Origin of the sequence: Falsiroseomonas selenitidurans (genome assembly GCF_012103215.1) — a bacterium.
Lineage (GTDB): Bacteria > Pseudomonadota > Alphaproteobacteria > Acetobacterales > Acetobacteraceae > Falsiroseomonas > Falsiroseomonas selenitidurans.
The window spans coordinates 24,352-48,502 of the sequence record NZ_JAAVNE010000002.1 but is presented as its reverse complement, the minus strand read 5'-3'; the positions used below and the strand labels follow the sequence as shown (position 1 = coordinate 48,502).

General features: G+C 72.4%; 23 protein-coding genes and 1 tRNA gene. 5 read left to right on the top strand and 19 right to left on the bottom strand.

Translation table 11 applies throughout. The features are described 5' to 3' along the window. Positions 1-130 precede the first annotated feature (130 nt). Positions 131-340 (top strand): hypothetical protein, encoded by a 210-nt coding sequence (locus HEQ75_RS01740; protein ID WP_168027196.1) that lies wholly within the window; start codon positions 131-133, stop codon positions 338-340. On the opposite strand, the gene HEQ75_RS01735 is transcribed toward HEQ75_RS01740, so the two are convergent. From HEQ75_RS01735 to gltX, 6 genes are all read right to left on the bottom strand, one after another. Continuing rightward, positions 327-1,316, bottom strand: coding sequence for a Bug family tripartite tricarboxylate transporter substrate binding protein (locus HEQ75_RS01735; protein WP_209318296.1), 990 nt, complete (start codon positions 1,314-1,316; stop codon positions 327-329). The genes HEQ75_RS01740 and HEQ75_RS01735 overlap by 14 nt on opposite strands. Next, on the bottom strand, positions 1,313-2,188 hold the full coding sequence (locus tag HEQ75_RS01730; protein WP_168027195.1) for an alpha/beta fold hydrolase: 876 nt from the start codon (positions 2,186-2,188) through the stop codon (positions 1,313-1,315). The genes HEQ75_RS01735 and HEQ75_RS01730 overlap by 4 nt, the downstream gene beginning before the upstream one ends. After that, positions 2,185-3,012: an RNA methyltransferase gene (locus HEQ75_RS01725; RefSeq protein ID WP_168027194.1), complete on the bottom strand. Its 828-nt coding sequence runs from the start codon at positions 3,010-3,012 to the stop codon at positions 2,185-2,187. Before HEQ75_RS01725 ends, HEQ75_RS01730 begins: the two co-directional genes overlap by 4 nt. Beyond that, entirely contained in the window at positions 3,009-3,380 is a 372-nt protein-coding gene (gene copM, locus HEQ75_RS01720) for a CopM family metallochaperone (protein ID WP_168027193.1), read from the bottom strand. The genes HEQ75_RS01725 and copM overlap by 4 nt, the downstream gene beginning before the upstream one ends. A gap of 79 nt (positions 3,381-3,459) precedes the next feature. Then, a complete protein-coding gene (gene cysS, locus HEQ75_RS01715; RefSeq protein WP_209318295.1) occupies positions 3,460-4,854 on the bottom strand; it encodes a cysteine--tRNA ligase in 1,395 nt (464 codons plus the stop codon). A gap of 10 nt (positions 4,855-4,864) precedes the next feature. After that, positions 4,865-6,196 (bottom strand): glutamate--tRNA ligase, encoded by a 1,332-nt coding sequence (gene gltX, locus HEQ75_RS01710; protein ID WP_168027192.1) that lies wholly within the window; start codon positions 6,194-6,196, stop codon positions 4,865-4,867. Between the two features lie 110 nt (positions 6,197-6,306). Here gltX and HEQ75_RS27775 point away from each other — a divergent pair, with 110 nt between their 5' ends. Continuing rightward, positions 6,307-6,687: a hypothetical protein gene (locus HEQ75_RS27775; RefSeq protein WP_209318294.1), complete on the top strand. Its 381-nt coding sequence runs from the start codon at positions 6,307-6,309 to the stop codon at positions 6,685-6,687. Positions 6,688-6,706: 19 nt separating this feature from the next. On the opposite strand, the gene HEQ75_RS01700 is transcribed toward HEQ75_RS27775, so the two are convergent. The 3 genes from HEQ75_RS01700 to HEQ75_RS01690 are packed head-to-tail and all read right to left on the bottom strand — an operon-like array spanning position 6,707 to position 9,733. Next, positions 6,707-7,108 (bottom strand): hypothetical protein, encoded by a 402-nt coding sequence (locus tag HEQ75_RS01700; RefSeq protein ID WP_235961185.1) that lies wholly within the window; start codon positions 7,106-7,108, stop codon positions 6,707-6,709. Next, on the bottom strand, positions 7,105-8,769 hold the full coding sequence (locus HEQ75_RS01695; RefSeq protein ID WP_168027191.1) for an NAD+ synthase: 1,665 nt from the start codon (positions 8,767-8,769) through the stop codon (positions 7,105-7,107). The genes HEQ75_RS01700 and HEQ75_RS01695 overlap by 4 nt, the downstream gene beginning before the upstream one ends. Positions 8,770-8,803: 34 nt before the next feature. Further along, on the bottom strand, positions 8,804-9,733 hold the full coding sequence (locus HEQ75_RS01690; RefSeq protein ID WP_168027190.1) for a DMT family transporter: 930 nt from the start codon (positions 9,731-9,733) through the stop codon (positions 8,804-8,806). A 55-nt stretch (positions 9,734-9,788) separates the two neighbouring features. On the opposite strand from HEQ75_RS01690, the gene HEQ75_RS01685 reads away from it, so the two are divergent. After that, complete coding sequence (locus HEQ75_RS01685) at positions 9,789-10,829, top strand: 2OG-Fe(II) oxygenase family protein (RefSeq protein ID WP_168027189.1); 1,041 nt, start codon at positions 9,789-9,791, stop codon at positions 10,827-10,829. Here HEQ75_RS01685 and HEQ75_RS01680 read toward each other — a convergent pair whose 3' ends face one another. The 6 genes from HEQ75_RS01680 to glmU all read right to left on the bottom strand — a co-directional run bounded on the left by HEQ75_RS01680 (position 10,830) and on the right by glmU (position 19,711). Then, positions 10,830-11,999, bottom strand: coding sequence for a beta/alpha barrel domain-containing protein (locus HEQ75_RS01680; RefSeq protein WP_407925865.1), 1,170 nt, complete (start codon positions 11,997-11,999; stop codon positions 10,830-10,832). It abuts the gene before it with no gap. Then, positions 11,996-13,378 carry a class II 3-deoxy-7-phosphoheptulonate synthase gene (locus HEQ75_RS01675; RefSeq protein ID WP_168027188.1) on the bottom strand — a complete coding sequence of 461 codons (1,383 nt, stop codon included), beginning with the start codon at positions 13,376-13,378 and terminating at the stop codon, positions 11,996-11,998. Before HEQ75_RS01675 ends, HEQ75_RS01680 begins: the two co-directional genes overlap by 4 nt. Before the next feature lie 63 nt (positions 13,379-13,441). Then, entirely contained in the window at positions 13,442-14,830 is a 1,389-nt protein-coding gene (gene gorA / locus HEQ75_RS01670; protein ID WP_168027187.1) for a glutathione-disulfide reductase, read from the bottom strand. Between the two features lie 156 nt (positions 14,831-14,986). Beyond that, positions 14,987-16,465 carry an NAD-dependent succinate-semialdehyde dehydrogenase gene (locus tag HEQ75_RS01665; protein WP_168027186.1) on the bottom strand — a complete coding sequence of 493 codons (1,479 nt, stop codon included), beginning with the start codon at positions 16,463-16,465 and terminating at the stop codon, positions 14,987-14,989. 100 nt (positions 16,466-16,565) lie between these two features. Further along, on the bottom strand, positions 16,566-18,389 hold the full coding sequence (gene glmS, locus HEQ75_RS01660) for a glutamine--fructose-6-phosphate transaminase (isomerizing) (protein WP_168027185.1): 1,824 nt from the start codon (positions 18,387-18,389) through the stop codon (positions 16,566-16,568). Further along, on the bottom strand, positions 18,389-19,711 hold the full coding sequence (glmU, locus tag HEQ75_RS01655; protein ID WP_168027184.1) for a bifunctional UDP-N-acetylglucosamine diphosphorylase/glucosamine-1-phosphate N-acetyltransferase GlmU: 1,323 nt from the start codon (positions 19,709-19,711) through the stop codon (positions 18,389-18,391). Before glmU ends, glmS begins: the two co-directional genes overlap by 1 nt. Positions 19,712-19,828: 117 nt before the next feature. Here glmU and HEQ75_RS01650 point away from each other — a divergent pair, with 117 nt between their 5' ends. Further along, positions 19,829-20,479, top strand: coding sequence for an HAD-IA family hydrolase (locus HEQ75_RS01650; protein ID WP_168027183.1), 651 nt, complete (start codon positions 19,829-19,831; stop codon positions 20,477-20,479). Here the strand turns inward: HEQ75_RS01650 and HEQ75_RS01645 are convergent. Further along, positions 20,453-21,241: a DUF3108 domain-containing protein gene (locus tag HEQ75_RS01645; protein WP_168027182.1), complete on the bottom strand. Its 789-nt coding sequence runs from the start codon at positions 21,239-21,241 to the stop codon at positions 20,453-20,455. The two genes, HEQ75_RS01650 and HEQ75_RS01645, sit on opposite strands and share 27 nt — an antisense overlap. Before the next feature lie 94 nt (positions 21,242-21,335). Here HEQ75_RS01645 and HEQ75_RS01640 point away from each other — a divergent pair. Then, a tRNA-Val gene (locus HEQ75_RS01640) sits at positions 21,336-21,410 on the top strand. Positions 21,411-21,562: 152 nt separating this feature from the next. Here the strand turns inward: HEQ75_RS01640 and HEQ75_RS01635 are convergent. The 3 genes from HEQ75_RS01635 to HEQ75_RS01625 all read right to left on the bottom strand — a co-directional run bounded on the left by HEQ75_RS01635 (position 21,563) and on the right by HEQ75_RS01625 (position 24,128). Then, positions 21,563-22,111, bottom strand: a complete 549-nt coding sequence (locus HEQ75_RS01635; protein WP_168027181.1) for an EF-hand domain-containing protein — start codon at positions 22,109-22,111, stop codon at positions 21,563-21,565. Between the two features lie 143 nt (positions 22,112-22,254). Continuing rightward, on the bottom strand, positions 22,255-23,658 hold the full coding sequence (locus HEQ75_RS01630; RefSeq protein ID WP_168027180.1) for a M20/M25/M40 family metallo-hydrolase: 1,404 nt from the start codon (positions 23,656-23,658) through the stop codon (positions 22,255-22,257). 83 nt (positions 23,659-23,741) lie between these two features. Beyond that, positions 23,742-24,128: a hypothetical protein gene (locus tag HEQ75_RS01625; protein WP_168027179.1), complete on the bottom strand. Its 387-nt coding sequence runs from the start codon at positions 24,126-24,128 to the stop codon at positions 23,742-23,744. Between the last annotated feature and the right edge of the window lie 23 nt (positions 24,129-24,151).

The window sequence follows — 24,151 nt, the reverse complement described above, 5'->3', positions numbered from 1 at the left end:
AGGCCCGAGGCCAGCATGGCCAAGGGCGGGCGCAGGCCCCGGAGGCCTGTCCACGTTCCCGGAAGTGCGGCGCCTATAGGCGGGTGCCCGGCAACTTGTCAAACCGCCGGGCCACCCCTACTCCCCCGCCATGGTGACGCGCGAAGAGATCCTGGTGCTGGGGCTGACGGCCGGCGTGGTCGGCAGCCTGGTGGGCGGGCTGATGCTGGGTATCGGCCTGGGTCTGGTCATCGGCGGCCAGCACCTTGGCTGGCTGCTGGTGCTGCCGGCATCCCCAGTGGCGGGAATGCTCGGCTACGTGCTGGCGCGGAAGCTGGCCCGCAAGCTCAGTCGGGGGTGATTCCAGCGGTGCGGATCAGCCCGGCCTTGTAGGCCAGGTCCCGCTGCAGGAAGGCCGCCGTCGCCTCCGGCGTCGCCGCATGCACGGTATAGCCGGCAGGCACCAGATGCCGGTCGCGCACGGCGGGCGCCGCCATGGCGGTGGCGATGTCGCGCTGGATGCGGGCGCGCAGCGCCAGCGGCGTGGCGCCCGGGGCGAAGGCGCCGAACCAGGTGCGCGGATCGATATAGTCGAAGCCCGCCTCCGCCAGCGTCGGCACCTCCGGCAACGCCTCGAAGCGCGTCGGCCGGCCCACCGCCAGCGCCCGCAGCGTGCCGGCCTGGATGTGCCGGGCGCCGGAGGCGATGCCCGCCAGCGTCATCTGCACCTCGCCCGAAAGCGTCGCCAGCACCGCCGGAGTCAGCCCGCGATAGGGCACGTGCACCATTTCGATCTTCTCCCGCGCCATCAGCGCGGCGAAGCAGAGATGCGGCTGGCTGGCGATGCCGTAGGAGCCGAAGTTGAAGCGCCCCGGCGCGGCGCGCGCCGCCTGCACCAGCTCCGCCATGCTGCGCGCGCCGACGGAGGGGTGCACCAGCACCATCTGGTGCACATCCACCAGCAGGCTGACCGGCGCCAAATCCTTCATCGGGTCGTGCGGCAGGCTGCGGATCAGATGCGGGTTGGCGGTGATGGAATTGTCCGCGGTGATCAGCAGCGTGTGGCCATCCGGCGCCGCCTTGGCGACGATGTCCGTGCCCGGCACGGTGGATCCGCCGGGGCGGTTGTCCACCACCACGGCCTGGCCCCAGGCCCCTTGCAGCTGCTCCGCCAGCGCGCGCGCCAGCGCATCCAGCCCGCCGCCCGGCGGGAAGGGCACCACGATGCGCACCTGGCGGCTGGGGAAGCCATCGGCCTGCGCCCGGGCCAGCGAGGGCGGCAGGGCAGGCGCGGCGAGGGTGGCGAGCAAGGTCCGGCGGGCAAGGCGCATGGTCATTCTCCGAAGAAATGGGCCTGGAGAAGCGCCAGCGTCCGCGCCGGGGCTTCAAGCTCGGGCAGGTGGCCGATCCCCTCGGGCACCAGGAAGCGGGCGCCGGGGATGGCGGCGGCGACCGGCCTGCCCACACCCTCCGGCGGGTTCACCAAATCCTCCGCCCCGGTGATGGCGAGCGTCGGCGCGACGATGTGCGGCGCGAAATCCACCGTCACGTCCACGAGGTCCGTGCAGCGCGCCGCCTGCATCAGGCCGCGCGCATCGGTCGCGGCCACCATGCCCTGCACCAGGCCGCGCACCACGGGCCCGGCGCCGGGCGCCACCAAGCGGTCCGACCGCGTCCGCGCCAGGGCCACGCCGCCTTCCGCCACGCTGGCCTCGCGCATCGCCAGCATCGCAGCGCGATCGGCCTCATTCTTCCAGCGCTGCCCGCGGGAGGTGCCGAGCAGCGCCAGCCGCGCCACCCGCCCCGGATGCCGCGCCGCCAGGCAGGCGCCGAGCATGGAGCCGAAGGAGGATCCGGCCACCAGCACCGGCCCGGCGACGCCCAGCGCCGCCAGCAGCGCCACCGCCGCCTCCGCATAGTGCGCCGCCGCCGGCGCCGCCGCGGTGAAGCCGTCCGAGAGGAGATACCCCGGCGCGTTCCAGGCGATCACCCGCGCCCGCGGGGCGAGGCCCGCCAGCAGGAAGCGCCAGCCCATGCTGTTGGCGCCGATGCCGTGCAGCAGCAGGATGGTCGCGCCCCCCTGCCCGCCTCCATGGCCCGCCTCCATGTAGGACAGGCGCGGCCCCGCCAGCCCGAGCGCCACCGCATCCACCGCGCAGAAGCGCAGATCGGGCAAGGGCGGAACCGGGGTGCCGTCGGGGTGGATCATGAAGCCTCGTGCCAGGGCGGCAGCGGATCCTCGGCCGGGAAGCGGCCGCGCTGCATCCGGCCGCGCGACAGCTCCGTGACGATGCCGTGCAGCGTGCGCAGCTCCTGCACCGTCACCTCGCCGCGCTCGAACCAGTGGCGCAGGTTGCGCACCATGCCGGGGCGCTTCGGCGGGTTGTGCAGGAAGCCGGCGGCGTCCAGCTCATCCACCAGCCGGCCCAGGAAGTTCTCCAGCTCGCCCTTGGTGGCGATCGGCGTGCCGTTGGTCAGCAACTCGCGCTGCGGCGTCGGCTCCTCCGCCATCCACCATTCATAGGCCAGGATCATCACCGCCTGCGCCAGGTTCAACGAGCAGTGCTGCGGGTTCAGCGGGTAGCGCACCAGCGTGTCGCAGTGGGAGAGGTCCTCCGCCTCCAGCCCCGCGCGTTCCGGGCCGAACAGCACGGCGGCGCGCAGGCCGCGGCCGTTGATCTCGCGCAGATCCGCCGCCGCCGCGCGGGCGTCGCGCAGCGGCACGATGACGTGGCGCGGCCGCGGGCAGGTGCCCAGCACCCGGTGGCAGTCGGCGATGGCCGAGGGCACGTCCGGAAACGCCTGCGCCGCATCCAGGATGGTATCGGCGCCGGAGGCCGCGGCATAGGCGTTGGGCTGCGGCCAGCCATCGCGCGGCGCCACCACGCGCAGGTGGAACAGCCCGCCATTGGCCATGGCCCGCGCCGTGGTGCCGATGTTCATCGCCATCTGCGGCCGCACCAGCACGACGATCGGGCTTTCCCCCGGCGCCGGCGTCAGCAGCGCCCCGCCCTCCCCGCGCCCACCCGTCATCGTGGCGCGGTTCGGGCCAGGAAGGCGCGCAGCCGGGCGATCTCGGCCTCCTGCGCCTGGATGATCTCCTCCGCCAGGCGGCGCATCGCCGGGTCACGGCCATGGCGCAGCTGGATCTGCGCCATCTCGATCGCGCCCTGGTGGTGCGGGATCATGCCGGCGGCGAAGTCGCGGTCGGCATCGCCGGTGTAGGCAATGGCCATCTCCCGGTGCATGCGCTCCGCGGCCTCACGGAAGGCGCGGCTGCTGGCCGGCTCCTGCGCGGCGGCGGGGGCCGGGTGATGGGCGTGCTGGGCCTGGGCCGGCCCGTTCAAGGCCGGCGCGGTCAGGGCCAGGGACAGGGCGGTGGCGATGGCAAGGCGGGGCATTTCGGGTTCTCCGGGCGCGTGGCCGACGAACCCTTTGCGGCCTTCCCCGGGGGGTAAGGCAAGCCCCCGTTCGGCCGCCTCACGCACGGCGCCAGCTCGTGCCCTGCGGCCCGTCCTCCAGCAGGATGCCCTGGCGGGCGAGGTCCTGGCGGATGCGGTCGGCCTCCGCCCAGTCCTTCGCCTGGCGGGCGGCCAGCCGCGCGGCGATGGCGGCCTGGATTGCCGCCTCGTCCCCTGCGTCGCCACGGAACCAGGTCTCCGGGTCCTGGCCCATCAGGCCGAGCAGCGCGCCACAGGCCAGGATGCGCCCCTTGAGGTGCGGCAGCGGCGCGCTGGCGCCGCGGGCCAGGGCATCGTTCGCCGCCGCCACCAGGTGGTGCAGCGTGGTCAGGGCCAGCGGCGTGTTCAGGTCATCGGCCAGCGCCTGCTCGAAGGGCGGCGCCTCCAGCGGGTGCGGCGTGGCACCGTCATCGGCCACCACATCGGCCATCTTGGACAGGGCGCGGTAGATCCGGTCCAGCTCCCGTCGCGCCTCCTCCAGCCCCGCCTGCGTGAAATCCAGCGCGGAGCGGTAGTGGGTGCGCAGCAGCAGCAGGCGAAACGCCTCTCCCGCCCAGGGGCCATGCGCCAGGATGTCCTGCACGGTCAGGAAGTTGCCCACCGATTTGGACATCTTCTCGCCGTCCACCAGCAGCATGCCGTTGTGCATCCAATAGCGGGCGAAATGGCTGCCGGGATGGGCGCAGAGCGATTGCGCCACCTCGTTCTCATGGTGCGGGAACAGCAGGTCCGCGCCGCCGCCATGGATGTCGAAATCCTCGCCCAGATGCTTGGCCGACATGGCGGAGCATTCGATATGCCAGCCCGGGCGGCCGCGGCCCCAGGGGCTGTCCCAGCCCGGCTGGTCGGCGGCGGAAGGCTTCCACAGCACGAAATCCCCGGCGTCGCGCTTGTAGGGCGCCACCTCCACCCGCGCCCCGGCCAGCATCTCGTCCGGGCTGCGGCCGGCCAGCGCGCCATAGGCCGGGAAGCTGGCGACGGCGAACAGCACATGGCCCTCGGCCGCATAGGCGTGGCCGCTGGCGATCAGGCGCTCGATCATCGCCACCATCTCCGGGATGGTTTCCGTGGCGCGCGGCTCCACATCCGGCGGCAGCACGCCAAGCGCTGCCATGTCGCGGTGGAAATCGGCGGTGGTGCGGGCGGTCAGGGCCTCGATGCCCTCGCCGCTTTCGCGCGCCCGGTCGATGATCTTGTCCTCGACATCGGTGATGTTGCGGGCATAGGTCACGCGCGGGAAGGCCTGCCGCAGCAGCCGCACCAGCACGTCGAACACCACGTTGGGCCGCGCATTGCCCAGATGCGCCAGGTCATAGACGGTGGGGCCGCAGACATAGACCCGCACATGCTGCGGATCGATCGGCGCGAAGCGTTCCTTGCGGCGCGTCGCGCTGTTGTGGAGGTGCAATTCCATGATTCTGATTCTAGCCCGCGGCCCGCGCCAGGCGCCGTTGCGCCCGGTCGCGGCCGATGAAGGGAAGGAAGACCCGCAGGTCCGGACCGTGGTCCTCGCCCGTCAGGGCGCGGCGCAGCGGCAGGTACAGCGCCCGGCCCTTGCGGCCGGTGCCGGCTGACAGCGCAGAGGTCCAGGCCGGCCAGGTGGCCTCATCCCACGGCTCCTCGGGCAGGCTTTCCAGCGCCTGCCGCAGCAATTCGGCGTCGCCCGCCTCGGCCGGCGGTTCGATGTCGCCGGTGGCAATCTCCCACCAATCGCGGGCTTCGCGCAACAGATCCAGGTTGCCGCGCACCGCCAGCCAGAAATCCTCCCCCGCCCCGTCCGGCAGCCGGTCCCGCACCGCGTCGAAGGCCAGGCCATGCAGCCAGCGCCGGTTCAGCGCCAGCAGTTGCTTCGTGTCGAACCGCGCGGCGGAGCGGGAGACGCGGGAGAGGTCGAAGCCGGCGACAAGATCGGCCGGCATGGCCGGCACCGGGTCCGCCGAGGTGCCGAGCGCCGCCAGGTAGCCCACCAGGGCCGCCGGCTCCACCCCGTCGCGGCGCAACTGCCGCAGGCCGACGCTGCCGGTGCGCTTGGACAGCGGCCCGCCATCGGCGTCGGTCAGCAGCGGGATATGCGCGAAGCGCAGCCGCGCCGCGGCACCGCCCAAGGCGGTGAAGATATCCAGCTGGATGCCGGTGTTGGTGACATGGTCCTCGCCGCGGACGATGTCCGTGATCCCCATCTCCAGGTCATCGACCACCGAGGTGAAGGTGTACAGGAAGCTGCCATCGGCGCGAATCAGCACCGGGTCCGACAGGGAGGAGAGCTTGACGCCGCGGCGCCCGAGCACCCCGTCCTGCCATTCCGCCTGGCCGCCGGACAGCTTGAAGCGCCAATGCGGCACCTTGCCATTGGCCAGGGCGCGGCCGAGCTGTTCCGCCGTCATGCGCAGCGCGGCGCGGTCATACAGCGGCGGCTTGCCCTGGCGGATGCGCTGTTCGCGCTTGAAGGCCAGTTCCTCCTCCGTCTCCAGACAGGGATAGAGGTGGCCGGAGGCCTTCAGCCGCTCCGCCGCCGCGGCGTAGCTGGCCAGCCGGTCGGACTGGCGGGCGAAATCGTCCCAGTCCAGGCCGAGCCAGCGGAGGTCCTCCTCGATCGCCTGGGCGAAGTCGGGGCGGGAGCGTTCGGTGTCGGTGTCGTCCAGGCGCAGGAGGAAGCGGCCGCCACGGTGCCGGGCCAGGCACCAATTGGCGATCGCGATACGGGCATTGCCGACATGCAGCAGGCCGGTGGGGGATGGGGCGAAGCGGAGTTTCATGAGGCGGGCACAGGAACGGCAATCGGGCGCGCAAGGCAAGCGGCCTGATACAATTCAGGCCATTGTCTGGGGTCGCGGCGTGCTAATTACCGGTGATGAGGAGTCCTGTCATGGTGAAGCTCAAGCCCGCCCTCTTCGCCTTCGTCCTGGCCACCGCGGCGCTGGCCGCGCCCGCCGCGCAGGCCGATTGGCGGCACCGCGGCCACTACCATGGCTACCATCACGGGTCCGGCGCGGCGGCCGTGGTCGGCGGGGCGCTGCTGGGCCTCGGTGTCGGCGCCGCGCTGGGCGCGCTGGCCGCGCCGCCGGTGATCTACGCGCCGCCGCCCGTCCTCTACTACGCGCCACCGCCGGTCTATTACGCCCCGCCGCCGGTGGTCTACGCGCCGCCGCCGGTCTACTACGCACCGCCGCCGAGGGTCTATTACGCGCCGCGCTACGTCGCCCCCGCGCCGGTCTATGCGGCACCGGGCTATGGCTGGGTGAAGTAGGGACCGGCGGGCGGAGGCGCTATTCCTCCTCCTCCGCCTCCCCCTCCTCGCGCCGCGGGTCCAGGATGCGCCAGTTGCGCTCCTCCGGGTCCGTCGCGCGGGCGGCGGCGAATGCCGCCAGTTCATTGGCGCTGCGCCAGCCCTGCTCCTCGGCGCCCACCACCTCGGCATCCAGGCCAAACTGGCCCCAGACCTCCATCACCGCCTTCGCATCCATGCCGGGCGCGCGGCAGATATCGACCGAATCGCGCACATAGCGCCGGGCGAAGGCGTTGGCGTGGGCGATCGTCTCGAAGCCGCGCACCACCTCCACCGGTTCGGCCCCATTGGCACCGGACAGGTCCATGATCCGCACCTCCAGCCCCTCCACCCGGCCGAAGCCGGCCAGGATGGGGTCTTCGTCCTCCGCCTCGTCGCTCATGCGATCAGCCCCGAAAAACCGTTGGTCAGGGGGTAGCGCCGGTCGCGGCCGAAGGCGCGTGGCGTGATCTTCACCCCGGGCGGCGCCTGGCGGCGCTTGTATTCGGCGCGGTCCAGCATCCGCCAGATGCGCAGCACCGTCGCCCGGTCATGCCCGGCGGCGACCAGCGCGTCCACATCCATCTCCCGCTCCACCAGCCCTTCCAGGATCGCGTCCAGCACCTCATAGGGCGGCAGCGTGTCCTGGTCGGTCTGGTCCGGCTTGAGTTCGGCCGACGGCGGCTTGGTGATGACGCGGTCCGGCATCACCGGCCCCGCCGGCCCCCGCGCATCGGGCGGGAGGTTGGCGTTGCGCCAGCGCGAGAGCGCGAACACCGTCATCTTCCAGACGTCCTTCAGCACCGAATAGCCGCCGCACATGTCGCCATACAGCGTGGCGTAGCCGGTGCTCATCTCGCTCTTGTTGCCGGTGGTCAGCAGCATGTCGCCGAACTTGTTGGACAGCGCCATCAGCGTCACCCCGCGCAGGCGGGATTGCAGATTCTCCTCGGTGGTATCGGCCGGACGGTTGCCGAAGGCCGGGGCCAGCATCCCCTGCATGGCCTCCATTGCCGGGCCGATGGCGATGCTCTCGTAGCGGATGCCGAGCAGCTGCGCGCAGCCTTCCGCATCATCCAGCGATTCGCGGGAGGTGTAGGGGGAGGGCATCATCACCGCCCGCACCCGGTCCGGCCCCAGCGCATCGGCGGCGACCGCGGCGGAAAGCGCGCTGTCGATGCCACCCGACAGGCCCAGCACCACGCCGGGGAAGCGGTTCTTGTCCACATAGTCGCGCAGGCCGAGCATCATGGCGCGGTAGATCTGCTCCAGCCGCGGCACCGCCGGCGGGATCGGCTGCGGCGCGCAGGCCCAGCCGGATTCACCGCGCGTCCAGTCGGTGATCGCCACCTGCTCGGCGAACATCGGCATCTGCACCGCCAGGCTGCGGTCGGCGTTCAGCACGAAGGAGGCCCCCTCGAACACCAGCTCGTCCTGGCCGCAGACCTGGTTGAGGAAGACGAAGGGCAGCCCCGTCTCCACCACCCGGGCCACGGCAAGCTGCACGCGGGTGTCCTGCTTCGCCGCCTCGAAGGGCGACCCGTTGATGCTGATAAGGATTTCCGCCCCGCTTTCGGACAGCGTCTCGCTGACCGCGGGGAACCACCAATCCTCGCAGATCATCAGGCCGAGCCGCACGCCGCGGAAGGACACGGGGCCGGGCGCGGGGCCGGCGATGAAGACGCGCTTGTCGTCGAAGACGCCATAGTTCGGCAGCTCATGCTTGGCGCGGCGGGCCAGGATGCGCCCGCCCTCCAGCAGGAACAGCGCGTTGTGCAGCCGGTCGCCGTCCCGCCAGGGGCCGCCGACGACGAGGCCCGGGCCGCCATCCGCCGTTTCCACCGCCAGCGCCGCGATGCGGGCCTCGCAGGCTTCGACGAAGGCGGGCTTCAGCACCAGATCCTCCGGCGGGTAGCCCGCGATGGAGAATTCCGGGGTGACCAGCAGGTCCGCCCCGGCCGCGGCGGCGTCCGCCCTGGCCTGGCGGATGCGGTCCGCATTGGCGTCGAGCGCGCCCTCATGCGGATTGATCTGGGCGAGCGCGATGCGGAGGCGGTTGGTCATGATGGCTGGAAGCTAGGGACCCCCCCGCCCCGGGTCAACGCGCGGCCGCCGCCGGGCGGATCACCGCCAGGATCATGCCGGCGGACACCAGCGCCACGCCGGCCAGCCCGGCCATGCCCAGCGGCTCGTCCAGCAATGGCCAGGCGGCCAGCGCGGCCAGGCCCGGCACCAGCGCGGTGATCGCCGTGGTGGTCGGCGCGCCCAGCGCGGTGACGGCGCGGGTGAACAGCAGCCCGGCGAGGAGGGTCGCCGCCACGCCCTGGTAGGCCAACTGGTACACCACGCCGCCCGGCGGCGCGGTGGCAATGGTGGAGGGCAGCAGCAGCCACCAGACCGGCAGGTAGATCGGCGCGCTCCACAGCGCGATGGAGAGCGTGGCCTGCATGGCGCCGATGCCCCACAGCCGGATCAGCAGGGTATAGACGGCCCAGCAGCAGGACCCGGCCAGGAACAGCAGGTCGCCCCGCCAGGCGCCGGGATGGCTGCCGAAGGTGTCGCTGGCCAGCAGGCCGATCCCGGCCGCGACGACGAGCAGGGAGGCCACCCGCCGCCGCGTCCAGCGCTCACCGAGGAAGGCGGCGCCCAGCGCCACGGTCAGGAAGGGCAGCGTCCCGGGCAGCATCACGCCACCATGCGAGGCGGGCGCGAAGGTGAAGCCGTGATAGGCCAGGATGGGGAAGCCGAAGGCGGCCATGGCCAGGATGGCCAGCAGCCGCCAGGGCGGCAGGCGCGGCACCCCCAGCACCGCCACCAGCGGCAGCGCGCCGAGGAAGGCGCCGGCATAGCGCAGCGCCGCCACGTCCCAGGGCGTGATCGCCTGGCTGGCGGACAACCGCGCGGAGATCAGGAATCCGGCCCAGACGAACAGCACCGCGAAGGCGCAGGCATAGCCCACGCGGCGTTCCCGCGCCGCCAGGGTGGCGCCTTCTGTCGCGGCAATCAGGGTGGGCGCTTCGCCGGACATCACCGACACTCTAATAGGAGAGCCTCGCCTTGCCCATCCACCGGAAGGACGCGCCATGCCAGCACCCACCCCCTTCCTGCCCGGTGACCTGCTGCCGGCCCTGTCGCTGCCGGACACGGCCGGGGCGCTGTTCGACCTGCACCACCAATCCATCGCCGGGCTCCATCGCGTTCTGATCCTGGGTCGCCACCCAGGCCCCCAGAGGCTGGAGGAGGCGGAGCGTGCCGCCGCTGACCGCGCCGGGCACCTGCTTCTGGTGGCGGCGACCCCGCCGCAACCGGCGGAGGCGCCGGGCGGCCCGACACGGCTGTTCGACCCGGAGCGCAAGCTGTTCGCCGGGCTCGGCCTGCCGGATGGCGGCGTGGCGGTGATCGCCCCGCGCGGACGCCTGCATTTCGCCCAGGCCGGCGAGACGGCGCTGCAGGCGGCGCTGGCCAGCCTGCCGGAGGTGCAGCGCCCGGCCGCCCCACGCCGGTCCGGCGCGCCGGTGCTGCTGATCCCCCGGGTCCTGGAACAGGCCGACATCGATGCGCTGCTGGCGCATTGGGACAGGGGCGAGAAGCTGCAGAACCGCGTCGCCTCCCGCGCCGGGGCAACCTTCGCGCCGCAGGCCGAGATCAAGCGCCGCAGCGACGTCTTCCTGGACGACCGCGCGCTGTACGCCACCTTCCAGCAGCGGCTGGAACGCCGCGTGCTGCCGGAGATGTGGCGCGCCTTCCGCTTCCGCGCCGCGCGCTTCGAGGCGCCGCGCATCGGCTGCTACGCCGCCGAGACCGCCGGCGCCTTCGGCGCGCACCGGGACAACCGCACCCCCTTCACCGCGCATCGGCGCTTCGCGATGAGCCTGAACCTGAACACCGGCGATTATCGCGGCGGCACGCTGCGCTTTCCGGAATACGGCACCGAGGAATACGAGCCGGAGGCCGGCGGCTGCGCCATCTTCGGCTGCGACCTGCTGCACGAGGCGCTGCCCGTCACCGCCGGGCACCGCTTCGCCATCTTCACCTTCTTCACGGATGCCGAGGGCGCGCAGCAGGAACAGAAACTGATGGCGGAAGCCGCCGCGCGTGGCCAGCGCGGCGTCCAGATGCGTTGATCAGCCCTGGCCGCGGCGCCGGGCGCCGTTGCGCAGCAGGAATTCGCGGCCGACCTTCACCCGCGGCACGCCATCATAGGCGACGATGTCGGCCGTGGCGTAGGTCTCGCTCCAGGCATCGGGGATGAAGGAGCCGGTGCCGACAATGTCGATCGGCGCCCTGGCCTCCGCCATAACGCGGCATTTGCCGACGCCGAAGCCGGAGGAGGCGACGATCCGCACCTTCTCGAAGCCGGCTTCGTCCAGCACCTCCCGGATCCGCCAGATGGCGGCGGCGGAAACGCCGGTGCCGACCAGGTGGCGCAATTCCGTCTCGCTGCGGTAGCGCCGCACCGCCTGGGGCGCGTGGCGTTCCAGCACGGCATAGGATTCGCCGGGGTCCAGCCCTTCCAGGAACCGGCCGCCATGGGTGTCCAGCCGCACCGCCATCCGCCCGGCCGCAGCCAGGTCGGGGAAGCGCCGGCAGACCGCCAGGCTGTCGGTGACCTCGCGCCCGAAATAGTCCACCAGCACGGTCAGGTCCTCGGCCGGGAAGGTCTCGTGGAACATCTCCGCCGCGCGGACGGTGGACCCGGCATAGCCGATCAGGGCGTGCGGCATGGTGCCGCGCCCGCGCGCCGCGCCGAACCAATGCGCCGTGGCGTCATTGGCATTGCCGAGAAAGCCCCTGGCGCCTTCGCGCCGCGCCGCCTCGCTGCCGATGGCGGCCGCATAGGCCATCATCTCCTGCATCTCGGCGCCGGCGCAGTGCCGCGCCTCCATGGCCAGGAAAGGCACCTGCGGCAGTTCCAGGCACATCTGGTAGGCGTTGTGCGCGGCGACACAGGCCGCACCCAGCTTCTGCAGCAGGATCGTCTCGAGGTCCGCCAGCCGGGCGAAGGAGCCCGAGAGATAGAAGATCGGGTCGCCGGCGCCGACCCAGTCGCCCTCCCGGTGCATCACCTCCACCTCGAAGCTTGTGTTCCGGCGTTCCGCCACGGCGGCCAGGAAATCGGTCGCCAGCCGCGGTGCCGAGATCACCGGGCGCCGCAGGAACACCGCATAGGTCACGCGGCAATCGCCGAACTGCTCCACCACCGCGCGGGTGCGGTTGAAGTAGCTGTCGGTCCAGGCCGGTATGTCGTCCAGCGCCGGCGGCAAGGCGCGGCCGGCCGGCGGTATCGCGGTCACTGTGCCGCCCGGGCCGGCAGCGTCGCCAGGCCAGGCCGGCGCGCCTTCAACTCCTCCGCGATCAGGAAGGCCAGTTCCAGCGACTGCTCGGCGTTCAGCCGCGGGTCGCAGAAGGTGGCGTAGTTGGCGGCCAGGTCCGCCTCCGTCATCCGGTGCGCACCGCCCAGGCATTCGGTGACATTCTGGCCGGTCATCTCGACATGCACGCCGCCGGGGGTGGTGCCCTCCGCCGCGTGGCAGTCGAAGAAGCGGCGGATTTCCGACAGGATCGCGTCGAAGGACCGGGTCTTGTACGCCCCGGCCTTCACCGTGTTGCCGTGCATCGGGTCGCACAGCCACACCACGTTGCGCCCGGCGCGGCGCACCGCGGCCAGCAGGGACGGCAGCTTGGCGCCCACCTTCTCCGCCCCCATGCGCGCGATCAGGGTCAGGCGCCCCTTCTCATTCGCCGGGTTCAGGATCTCGGTCAGCCGCACCAGCTCGTCCGGCTCCATGGTCGGGCCGACCTTCATGCCGATCGGGTTGGCCACCCCGCGCAGGAATTCCACATGCGCGCCATCCGGCTGACGCGTGCGGTCGCCGATCCAGAGGAAATGCGCGGAACAGGCGAAATGCCGGCCGGGATGGGTGGAGGGCTGGCGGGTCAGCGCCTCCTCGAAGGGCAGCAGCAGCGATTCGTGGGAGGTGTAGAACTCCGTCTCCCGCACCTGGGGCAGGTCGGACATGCCGCAGGCGCCCATGAAGCGCAGCGTCTCATCGATCCGGTGCGCCAGGCCCTCATAGCGGTCGGCCAGCGGGCTGCGGGCGGCGAAGTCCAGGTTCCAGCGATGCACCTGGTGCAGGTCGGCATAGCCGCCGGTGGCGAAGGCGCGCAGCAGGTTCAGCGTCGCCGCCGATTGCAGATAGGCGAATTCCATCCGCGCCGGGTCCGGCACCCGCGCTTCCGGGGTGAAGTCCGGCCCGTTGACGATGTCGCCGCGGTAGGAGGGCAGGGTCACGCCCTCGATCGTCTCGCTGTCGCTGCTGCGCGGCTTGGCGAACTGGCCGGCCATGCGGCCCAGCTTCACCACCGGCAGGGAGGCGCCGAAGGTCAGCACCACCGCCATCTGCAGCAGCACCCGGAAGGTGTCGCGGATGGTGTTGGCGTGGAACTCGGCGAAGCTCTCCGCGCAGTCGCCGCCCTGCAGGACGAAGGCATGGCCATCCCCCGCGCGTGCCAGCTGGGCTTTCAGCCGATCCGCCTCACCGGCAAAAACCAGCGGTGGAAATCGACGGACCTTATCCTCGATGGCCCGCAGATGGGCCGGGTTGGGATAGTCCGGAACCTGCCGGATGGGCATCGCCCGCCAGCTGTCCGGGGTCCACACACGCGCGTTCATTATGGTCCGTGCTCCACTCCTGGCGCCAAGCTTAGCGCCAGGGCGGCGATTATGAAACTCTGGCTATTCGGCGGCCTCCTGCCGCGGCGGCTGGACGCCGGCTTCGCGCGCCCGGGTCCGCAGGGTGACGAATTCCTCCGCCGCTGTCGGGTGGATGCCGATGGTGCGGTCGAAATCCGCCTTGGTGGCGCCCATGCCCACCGCGATGCCGATGCCCTGCATGATCTCCGCCGCATCCTCCCCCAGCATATGCGCGCCCAGCACCCGGTTGGTGCGCTGGCAGACCACCAGCTTCATCAGGGTGCGGCGGCCCGGGCGGCCGCTGATGGTGTGGCGCATGGGGGTGAAGCGGGTGACAAAGACATCCACCGGCCCGCGCGCCGCCGCTTCCTGCTCGGAAAGCCCCACCGTGCCGATCGGCGGGTTGGTGAAGACCGCGGTGGGCACGTTGTCGTAGGAGGCCCTGCGCGGCTTGTTGCCGAACAGCGTGTCGGCCAGCGCATGGCCGGTGGCGGTGGCCATCGGCGTCAGGTTCACCCGGTCGATCACATCGCCCAGGGCATAGATGTGGGGCTGGCTGCTGCGGTGTTCCTCATCCACCACCACGGCGCCGGCGGCGTTGGTCTCCACCCCGACCTTCTCCAGGCCGAGGCCCCGGGTGTTGGGGGCGCGGCCGGTGCAGAAGAACACCGCATCGGCCTCCCGCATGAAATTGTTGGACATGCCGACCATCAAATGCCCGTTCACCTGGGTGATCCGGGTGGGGGAGACGTCCGGGTTCAGGCGGATGCCCTGCTCGGTCAGCGCCTCCACCACCGCGGCGCGGATGTCGTCGTCGAAGCCGCGCAGCGGCAGGGCGGCGCGGTACATCACATCCACCTCCGCCCCCAGGCCGCGCAGGATGCAGGCGAATTCCAGCGCGATGTAGCCGGCGCCGATCACCACCACCCGCTTCGGCAGCGTCGGCAGGGTGAAGAGGTCGTCGGAGATCAGCCCCAGCTCCGCGCCCGGGATCTCCAGCCGCAGCGCCGTGCCGCCGGTGGCCACCAGGATGCGCTCCGCCGTCACCCGCCGGTCGCCGACCTGCAACGTGTGGGCGTCGATGAAGCTGGCGCGGGCATCGAAGGTGGTGACGCCGGCGCCCATCAGCAGCTTGCCGTAGATGCCGGACAGCCGCGCCACCTCCCGGTCCCGGGCTTCTGCCAGCCGGGCCCAGTCATGGCCCTTGACCTCGACATCCCAGCCGAAGGCGGCCGCATCCGCGGACCACTGGCCGTATTCGGTGGCGTTCACCATGATCTTCTTCGGCACGCAGCCGACATTGACGCAGGTGCCGCCCCAGAACCGCTCCTCCGCCACGCCGACGCGGGCACCGTGGCCGGCGGCGATGCGCGCGCAGCGCACGCCGGCGGAGCCGCCGCCGATGACGAAAAGATCGAAGTCGTAGGTCATCGCCAATCCCCAATCCGAGGTCGAAGCAGGTACTTCGATAGCACGCGACGCGTGGCGCGGGAGCGGGCCTCGACCCTGCCGCCCCCGGCTCGGGGAGAGTCTGCTCCCTCCCCTGCGCTGGTAGGTGGTGGGGTGGTGGGGGCCTCCGGCCCTCGGTCAGCCCCCGATGCCGCCCAGCGCCAGGTACTTGATCTCGAGATAATCCTCGATCCCGTACTTCGACCCTTCGCGCCCGAGCCCGCTCTGCTTCACCCCGCCGAAGGGCGCGACCTCGGTCGAGATCAGCCCCTCGTTGATGCCGATGATCCCGGCCTCGATCGCCTCCGCCACGCGGAAGATGCGGCCGATGTCGCGGGCGTAGAAATAGGCGGCCAGGCCGAACTCGCTGTCATTGGCGAGGGCAATCGCCTCCGCCTCGGTCTTGAAGCGGAACAGCGGCGCGACCGGGCCGAAGGTCTCCTCGCGGAACACCATGGCGCCGGGCGGCACGTCGGCCAGGATGGTCGGCTCGAAGAAATTGCCGCCGCGGGCGTGGCGCTTGCCGCCGGTCAGCACTGTGGCACCCTTCGCCGTCGCATCGGCGATGTGCTCCTCCACCTTCTTCACGGCATCGGCGTTGATGAGCGGGCCCTGGGTCACGCCCGGCTCCATGCCATCGCCGACCTTCAGCGCCTCCACCGCCACCTTCAGCTTGGCGGCGAAGGCGTCGAAGACGCCGTCCTGCACCAGGATGCGGTTGGCGCAGACGCAGGTCTGGCCGGTGTTGCGGTATTTCGACGCCATGGTGCCGGCCACCGCCGCATCCAAATCGGCGTCGTCGAAGACGATGAAGGGCGCGTTGCCGCCGAGTTCCATCGAGGTCTTCTTGATGGTCGGCGCGCATTGCGCCAGCAGCGTGCGCCCCACCTCGGTGGAGCCAGTGAAGGACAGCTTGCGCACGAGCGGGTTGGCGGTCAGCTCCCCGCCCGTCTCGCCCGAAGGCCCGGTGATGACGTTGCACACGCCCGGCGGCATGCCGGCGCGTTCCGCCAGCACGGCCAGCGCCAGGGCGCTGAAGGGGGTCTGCGAGGCCGGGCGGATCACCCCGGTGCAGCCCGCGGCCCAGCCGGGGCCGGCCTTGCGGGTGATCATCGCCGCCGGGAAGTTCCAGGGCGTGATCGCGGCGAAGACGCCGATCGGCTCCTTCATCACCAGGATGCGGCGGCCCTGGGCGTTCTGCGGGATGGTGTCGCCGTAGATGCGCTTGGCTTCCTCGGCGAACCATTCGATGAAGGAGGCCGCATAGGCGATCTCGCCCTTCGCTTCCGCGAAGGGCTTGCCCTGCTCCGCCGTCATGATGGTGGCCAGGTCGTCGGCATTGGCCAGCATCAGGTCGTTCAGCCGGCGCAGGATCGCCGCGCGTTCCTTGGCCAGCATCGCGCGCCAGCCGGCGAAGGCGGCCTGCGCGGCCTCGATGGCGCGGCGGGTCTCCGCGGCGGACAGCGCCGGCACCCGGCCGACGATCTCGCCCGAGGCGGGGTTGCGGACCTCGATGGTCTTGCCGCTTGCGGCCTGCACCCAGGCGCCGCCAATGCAATTGGCCTGTCGGAACAGGTCCGGGTCCTTCAGCGGCAGCTTCGCGGTGGCGTCCAGCATGGTGGCGCTTCCTCTCCCTCGTCAGGGGCGGAAGATAGGCGCTGGCCCCGCCGCTGAACAGAACGCCCGGCCACCCCGGGGGTGCGCCGGGCGGCCCGCCTCACTCCACCGTGACGCTCTTCGCCAGGTTGCGCGGCTGGTCCACATCCGTGCCCTTCAGCACGGCGACGTGATAGGCCAGCACCTGCACCGGGATGGCGTGCAGGATCGGCGCGGCAAAGGGATGCACCGTCGGCAGAACGATCACCCGCTCCGCGAAGCCGCGCAGCGCGCGGGCGCCTACCGCATCGGTCAGCGCCATGATCCGGCCGCCGCGCGCCGCGGCCTCCTGCAGGTTGGACGCCGTCTTCTCGAACAGCGGGCCGGTCGGGCACAGCGCGATCACCGGCACGGCGCTGTCGATCAGCGCGATGGGGCCGTGCTTCATCTCCCCGGCCGGGTAGCCTTCGGCATGGATGTAGGACAGTTCCTTCAGCTTCAGCGCGCCCTCCATGGCAATCGGCATCAGCGCGCCGCGGCCGAGGAACAGCACGTCCCGCGCCTTGGCCACCTCCGCCGCCATGGCGCGGATTTCCTCGTCCTGTTCGAGGATCTGCGCGGCGTGGCCGGGCACCTCGGTCAGGGTATGCGCCAGCAGCCGGGCCTGCGCCTCGTCCAGCTTGCCGCGCGCCCGGCCGAAGCCGATGGCCAGGCAGGCCAGCAGCGCCAGCTGCGCGGTGAAGGCCTTGGTGGAGGCGACGCCGATCTCCGGCCCCGCCACCGTCAGCAGCGCGCCGTCGCTTTCCCGCGCCATGCTGCTTTCCGGCACATTGACCACGGACAGCACCTTCTGCCCGCCGGCGCGCAGCAGGCGCAGCGCCGCCATGGTGTCCGCCGTCTCCCCGGACTGGGACACCAGGATGGCGCCGCCGCCCTCCGCCAGCGGCGGCTCGCGGTAGCGCAATTCGCTCGCCACATCGGCATCCACGGGGATGCGCGCCAGCTGCTCGATCCAGTACCGCCCCACCTGCGCCGCCAGGAAGGCGCTGCCGCAGGCGGACATGGTCAGCCGCGGCACCGTCGCCGGGTCGAAGGGCAACGGCGGCAGCGACACGGCGCGGGAGCCGGGGTCGAGATACTGCTGCAGCGTATCGCCCAGCACCGCCGGGTGCTCGTGCAGCTCCTTCTCCATGAAGTGGCGGAAATTGCCCTTGCCCACCGCGGCGCCGGAGAGCGAGGTCAGCCGCACGGCGCGCTCAACCGGCCGGTCCTCGGCATCGAAGAACGCGGCCCCGCGGTCGGAGACCACCGCCCAGTCGCCTTCCTCCAGATAGGCGATGCGGCGCGTCAGCGGCGCCAGCGCCAGCGCGTCGGAGCCCACGAACATCTCGCCCTCGCCGAAGCCGATGGCCAGCGGCGCGCCCTGGCGGGCGGCGATCAGCTTGCTCGGGTGGCCGGCGAACATCATCGCCAGCGCGAAGGCGCCATGCACCCGGCGCAGCGCCAGGCTGGCCGCCTGTTCCGGCGCGGCACCCTGCTGCAGGTGCCAGTCCACCAGGCGGGCGAAGGTCTCGGTGTCGGTCTCCGTCTCGAAGCACTGGCCCTTGGCCTCAAGCTCCGCGCGCAGTTCCGCGTGGTTCTCGATGATGCCGTTGTGCACCACGCTGACGCGCGGCGTGCCATGCGGATGGGCGTTGCGCTCCACCGGCGCGCCATGGGTTGCCCAGCGGGTGTGGCCGATGCCGGTGGTCCCGGGCAGCGGGCTGCGGTCCAGCACCGTCGCCAAATTCATCAGCTTGCCCTCGGCGCGACGCCGCTCGATGTGGCCGTTCACCAGCGTGGCGACGCCGGCGCTGTCATAGCCGCGATACTCCAGGCGCCGCAGCGCCTCCAGCAGCCGCGGGGCCGCCGCTTCCCGTCCGACGACACCGACGATGCCACACATCAGGCTTTCCCCCCCTTGGCGCGGAAGCCCCGCCCCGCCTTGTTGGCCTGGCGGCCGCGGGCGATGGCCATGGCGTCGTCCGGCACGTCTTCCGTGATCACGCTGCCGGCGGCGACCAGCGCCCGGGCACCGACCTTCACCGGCGCCACCAGCGCCGTGTCGGAGCCGATGAAGGCGCCGGCGCCGATCTCGGTCCGGTGCTTGTTCACGCCGTCGTAGTTGCAGGTGATGGTGCCGGCGCCGATGTTGGCCCCTGCGCCGATGGTGGCGTCGCCCAGGTAGCTCAGGTGGTTGGCCTTCGCCCCCTCCCCCAGCACCGCGGCCTTCAGCTCCACGAAATTGCCGACATGGCCGCCGCGCTCGATCACGGTGCCGGGGCGCAGCCGGGCGAAGGGGCCGATGATGGCGCCCTGCCGCACCGTGCAGCCTTCCAGGTGGCTGAAGGCGCGGATCTCCACGCCATCCTCCACCGTCACGCCGGGGCCGAACACCACGCTGGGCCCCACGGTGACATCCTGGCCGAGGCGCGTGTCGTGGCTGAACACCACGCTGTCCGGCTGCACCAGCGTGGCGCCGCCTTCCATCGCCGCGGCGCGCAGCCGCGCCTGGGCCGTGGCCTCCGCCGCCGCCAGCTCGATGCGGCTGTTGATGCCGCGCAGCTCGGCCTCCGGCGCCTCCACCGCCACCACGCGCTGGCCGGCCCGGCGGGCCAGGGCCACCACATCGGTCAGGTAGTATTCGCCCTTGGCGTTGTCGTTGCCGATCGCCCGCAGCCAGCCCAGCAGCGCGGCCGCCGGGGCGCAGAGCACGCCGGCATTGCACAGGCCGATCGCACGCTGTTCGGCGCTGGCATCGGCCCATTCCACCACCTCCTGCACGTCACCGTCGGCATCGGTGAGGACGCGGCCGTAGCGGGCGGGGTCGTCCGGGCGCATGGCCAGCAGCGCGAGACCGGGCGGCTGGTCAGGCTCCTGCCTCGCCGCCAGCAGGCGGCGCAGCGTCTCCGGGGTGATCAGCGGGTTGTCGGCGTAGAGCACCGCGACATCGCCCTCGAAACCCTCCAGCAGGGCTGCCGCCTGCAACGCCGCATGGCCGGTGCCCAGCCGGTCCGCCTGCACGACCACCGGATGCGGCGCCGCGGCCCTGTGCAACTCCGGCATGTCCGGCCCGGCGACGACGATGGCGCCGTCGAACACCCCGGTCGCCGCGGCCAGCAGGTGCTGCAGCATCGGCCGCCCGGCGATCGGATGCAGCGCCTTGGGCAGGCGCGAGCGCATGCGGGTTCCGAGGCCGGCGGCGAGGATGACGGCGATCGTTTTCATGCCCTCCGCGTAGTCCGAGCGCCGGCCGCGCCGCAAGATGGTTGCGGGGTCACGTCCGATTGCGCGGGATGACGGGCGCCGTCTTGCCCGCCCCCTTCCGCGGCCCTATCCGGGGCCATGGACCGCATCGCCGTATTCGACCTCGACGGAACGCTGGTGGACAGCGCGCCGGATCTGCATGCCGCGCTCGACCGGCTGATGGCCGCCCGCGGCCTGCCCGGCTTCCGCCGGGCGGAGGTCGTCGGCATGATCGGCGATGGCGCCAAGGTGCTGGTGGAACGTGCCCTTGCCGCCCGCGGTGCCACCTTCGACCCGGCCGCGCTGGACAGCTTCCTGGCCGATTACGGCGCCAATGCCGCGGTGGAGACGGCGCCCTTCGACGGCATATCGGCGGCGCTGGACACTGCCATGGCGGCCGGCTGGCGGCTTGCCGTCTGCACCAACAAGCCGGTGGAGCCGGCGATCACATTGCTGCGGGCGCTGGGCCTGGCCGGGCGCTTCGCCGCCATCGGCGGGGGCGATTCCTACCCGGTGCGCAAGCCGGACCCGGCGCATCTGCTGGCGACGCTGCGCGATGCGGGGGGCACGCCGGCCGGCGCCGTGATGATCGGCGACCACCACAACGACATGGCCGCCGCCGCCGGGGCCGGGGTGAAGCCCATCTTCGCCGGCTGGGGGTATGGCCCGCGCGCCATGGCCGGCGGCGCGCCGATTGCCGAACGGCCGCGCGACCTGGCCGCCCTACTGGCGGCGATCGGCGACGGCTGAGGGCCGCGCCTCCAGCAGCACGGCGGTTGCCGTGCCGAACCAGCGGCTGGGGATCTCGATCCGCACCGGGATGGGCGGGGCACCCGGGAAGGGCGCGGCAATCCAGGCCGTGCCGCGCTGCGGTGTCGCCGCGTCGCCGCGCGCCTGGTCGCGCAGGAAGCCGGCGACCTGCCTTCCCTCGAAGGCGCAGCGCAGCGCGTCGCCATGCCAGGCGCCGCGCCAGGGGCGGATGCGTTCCCGCCCCGCCGTGCTGCTGGCGAAATCGCTGCGGCGCCGGCCGTCGAAGACCTGCGCCGCGCCTTCGCAGGCGCCGTCCCGGGCCACGTTGCGCGACAGCAGCGCCATCGCCGACAGCGCATCGATGGTGCCGCGCCGGTCCGCCACCGGCACCGCCTCCCGCTCCTCCGTCTCCTCCGGCTCCAGCGCCAGCACCTGCGGGTCGCCATCCTGCCAGGCCAGCAGGATGCGCCGCGCCCGGCCACGCCAGACCCCTTCCGAGAGATAGCGGCCCGGCGTCGCCGCCGCGCCCGACCACTGGCCCTGGACGCGGGAAACCTGCTCGCCCGGCACGAAGGTGGCGGCGATGCCACGGGTGCGGAAGCGGGTCTCCACCCGGTAGCCCTCCGCCGACACGTCGAAGGTCGCCTCCAGCTGCAGCACCGTCATGCCGGCCGCATAGACATCATAGACGGCGCGGACCGGCTGCGCGGCAGCCGGCAGGCCGGGCAGAAGCAGTGCCAGAAGGGGGAGGAGGAATCGCATGCCATGGATATCGGCCGCGCCGGGCCGCTGCCAAGGTGCGCGCCGCCCGCTTGACACACCCCTGCCCCCCGCCCTATCCCCCGCATCCCGGGATGGGCGCGTAGCTCAGCGGTAGAGCATCGCCTTCACACGGCGGGGGTCACAGGTTCAATCCCTGTCGCGCCCACCATCCCGGCCTCTCCCCCACCTTCGTCGAATTGACCGGCCGCCCTCGCCCAGGGTGCCGCCCCCGCATGCGCGAAGGGCCGGCGGGCATGGCCCGCCGGCCCAGTGGCCGTTGCGCGCGGCCTGGCCCCGCAGGGCCAGGCCCGTCGCGCCGCGTCAGTTGGACTGCGGCGCCGCCGGCGGGCCGCGACGCTCGCCGCGCTCGCCATGGTGATGGCCGCGCGGGCCGCCACGGGCGGGCCGCACTTCCTCGCGCGTCAGCGCGCCGTCGGCATTCGCATCGCGGCCGCGGAACATCGCCTCGGCGAAGGGGCGGATTTCCTCCAGCGAGACCTTGCCGTCGCTGTTCGCGTCCAGCGCCCGGAACATCGCCTGGCCATGCTGCTCGGCGCGCTGCGGCGGGCCGCGGCGGCCCATGCGGGCCTGGGCCAAGCTGCGGAATTCCTCCACCGTCACGCCGCCGTCGCGGTCGGCGTCCACCTCCTGGAACCGCGCCTGCAGCCAGGTCCAGCCCTCGTCGCGGCTGACGCTGCCATCATTGTTCGCATCGGCGCGGGCGAAGGCCTCGCCCATGGCGAAGCCGCCACGGCCATGCCCCTGGCCGCCGGGGCCGGCACCGGGGCCGGGCTGCGCCAGGGCCGGCAGGGCGCCGGCCGCCAGCGTCAGGGCGGCGCCGGCGAACAGGGCGATCTTCTTGGAGAGCATGATCATCTTCCTCGGGTTGTTCTGGCCGACGGGGCGCCGGCCACACCCGGAAGATGGTCCCCCCATGCAACAGGGGCGTGTCCGGCGGGGTGCCGCAGGGTGAGGAAGCGTAACCGCGCGTAGCAGGGCGCGATCAGCCGCGATCAGCCGCCCCGGCGTGGCGTCTCAGCCTCACCCAGGTCCCACCAGATGCCGGCGAAGGCGGCGATGCCTTCCCGCGCGGCGGCGATCAGCAGGTGCTCGTCCGGCCCATGCTGCTTGCAGCCATTGTAGCTGTGGGGAATCCACACCAGCGGCACGCCCAGATGGTCCACGAAGACATCGCCCGGCAGGCCGCCGGAACTGCTGGGGATGATCTGCACCGTCTTGCCCAGCGTCCGCGCCATGGAACGCTGCGTCCAGCCCACCCAGGGGTGGTTCGGGTCCGTTCGGCTGGCCGGCATGCGGATGAAGGCCTGTTCGATCTGCACCGCCTGCAGGCCCTGCGCGTCCAGATGCGCCCGCAGCGCCGGGGCGAAGCGCTCCGGCGCCGCATCCACCGTGTAGCGGATCTGGCAATGCGCGCGGGCGGAAGGCGCCACCGCATTCACCGGATTCTCCGGCCGGCCGGAGGTCATGGCCAGCACGATGAAGCTGTTCCAGCCATAGATCTTCTCGGCCGGGGTCAGCCCCGGCTCCCCCCACCCTGCGTCGATGGTGGCCGCCCCGTCGCCGCCGCCCACCGGGCAGCCTTCCAGCACCGCCTTCACCGGGGCCGGCACGCCGCCTTCCGGCAGCCAGTCGCGCACCAGGATGCGGCCGTCGCGGTCGATGATGGTGGCGATGGCATGCGACAGCAGCACCGCCGGGTCCCGCGTCAGCCCGCCCCAATGGCCGGAATGCACGCCGCCGTCGCGCAGGCTCACCACCAGGTCGAAATGGTAGGTGCCGCGGGTGCCGACCGCGATCGTCGGCACCGCCGGCTCCACCCGCGGCCCGTCGGAGGCGATCAGCGCATCGGCCGCCAGCTCGGCCGCATGGGCCGCGACGAATTCGCGCAGGCCCTTGGAGCCGCGTTCCTCCGCCATCTCGATCACCAGCTTGATGTTGGCGCCCAGCCGCCCGCCGCGTTCCGCCAGCACCGCCTCCAGCGCTGCCAGGTTCAGCGCGTGCTGGCCCTTGTTGTCGGCGGTGCCGCGGCCGTACCAGCGGCCGGCCTCCGGTGTCACCTGCCAGGGCGCGAGGCCCGCGCGCCACTGGTCCTCCAGCCCGCGCACCGTGTCGCCATGGCCGTAGAGCAGCACGGTCGGCCGCGCCGGATCCTCGATGCGCAGGGCGGTCAGGATGGGGCCGAAACCCTCCAGCGGGTTGGCGTGGATGGTGACGGTGAAGCCCAGCCGCTCCAGCCATGGCGTCATCGCCTGGTCCAGATAGGCGGCCAGCGCCGGCGCCGCCGCTTCCTCCTGCGAGGTGGAGGGGATGGCGACCAGCTCGCCCAGCAGCCGCTCGAAGCCGCCATCGTCGAAGAAGCCCAGGGCGCGCGAAACCGCACCCTCCCGCGTTGCCATGTCTGCTGCGTCCCGGATGAGTCGGAGGCCAGGATGCCGCAGGCGCGGGGCGGCGTCCAACCAGGCGCCTGGCGCAGGCGGGTTCAGCGGGTGCCGGCCGGTGCCCCGCCGGCGCCGCCGGAGCCCGGCAGCGTCGTCCCCAGCAGCAGCGCGGCGGCGGCCGGCAGCAGCAGCGGCAGCCCGGCCGCCAGGCCCCCGCCGGCGACCACCCCGGGCAGCAGCACCGGCAGCGGCGGAGCGGCCAGCGGTGTTCCCACCGGCGATGCGGCGGGCGGCGTCTGCACCGGCCGGGATGCGCCGGCCGCGGCGTCGCGTGGCGGCGGAAGCCCGGCAGGGCGTGGCGGCACCACCACCGCCTGCCCGTCCGGCACCGCCAGCCCCGTCAGCGGCTGCGCCCCGGCCCCCGATACCGGCGCACCGGCCGCCATCCAGGCGGGAAGCAGCAGCAGCAGCGCGGTCAGGCGGGGCATGGCGCCGAGGCTACCGCCTGCGC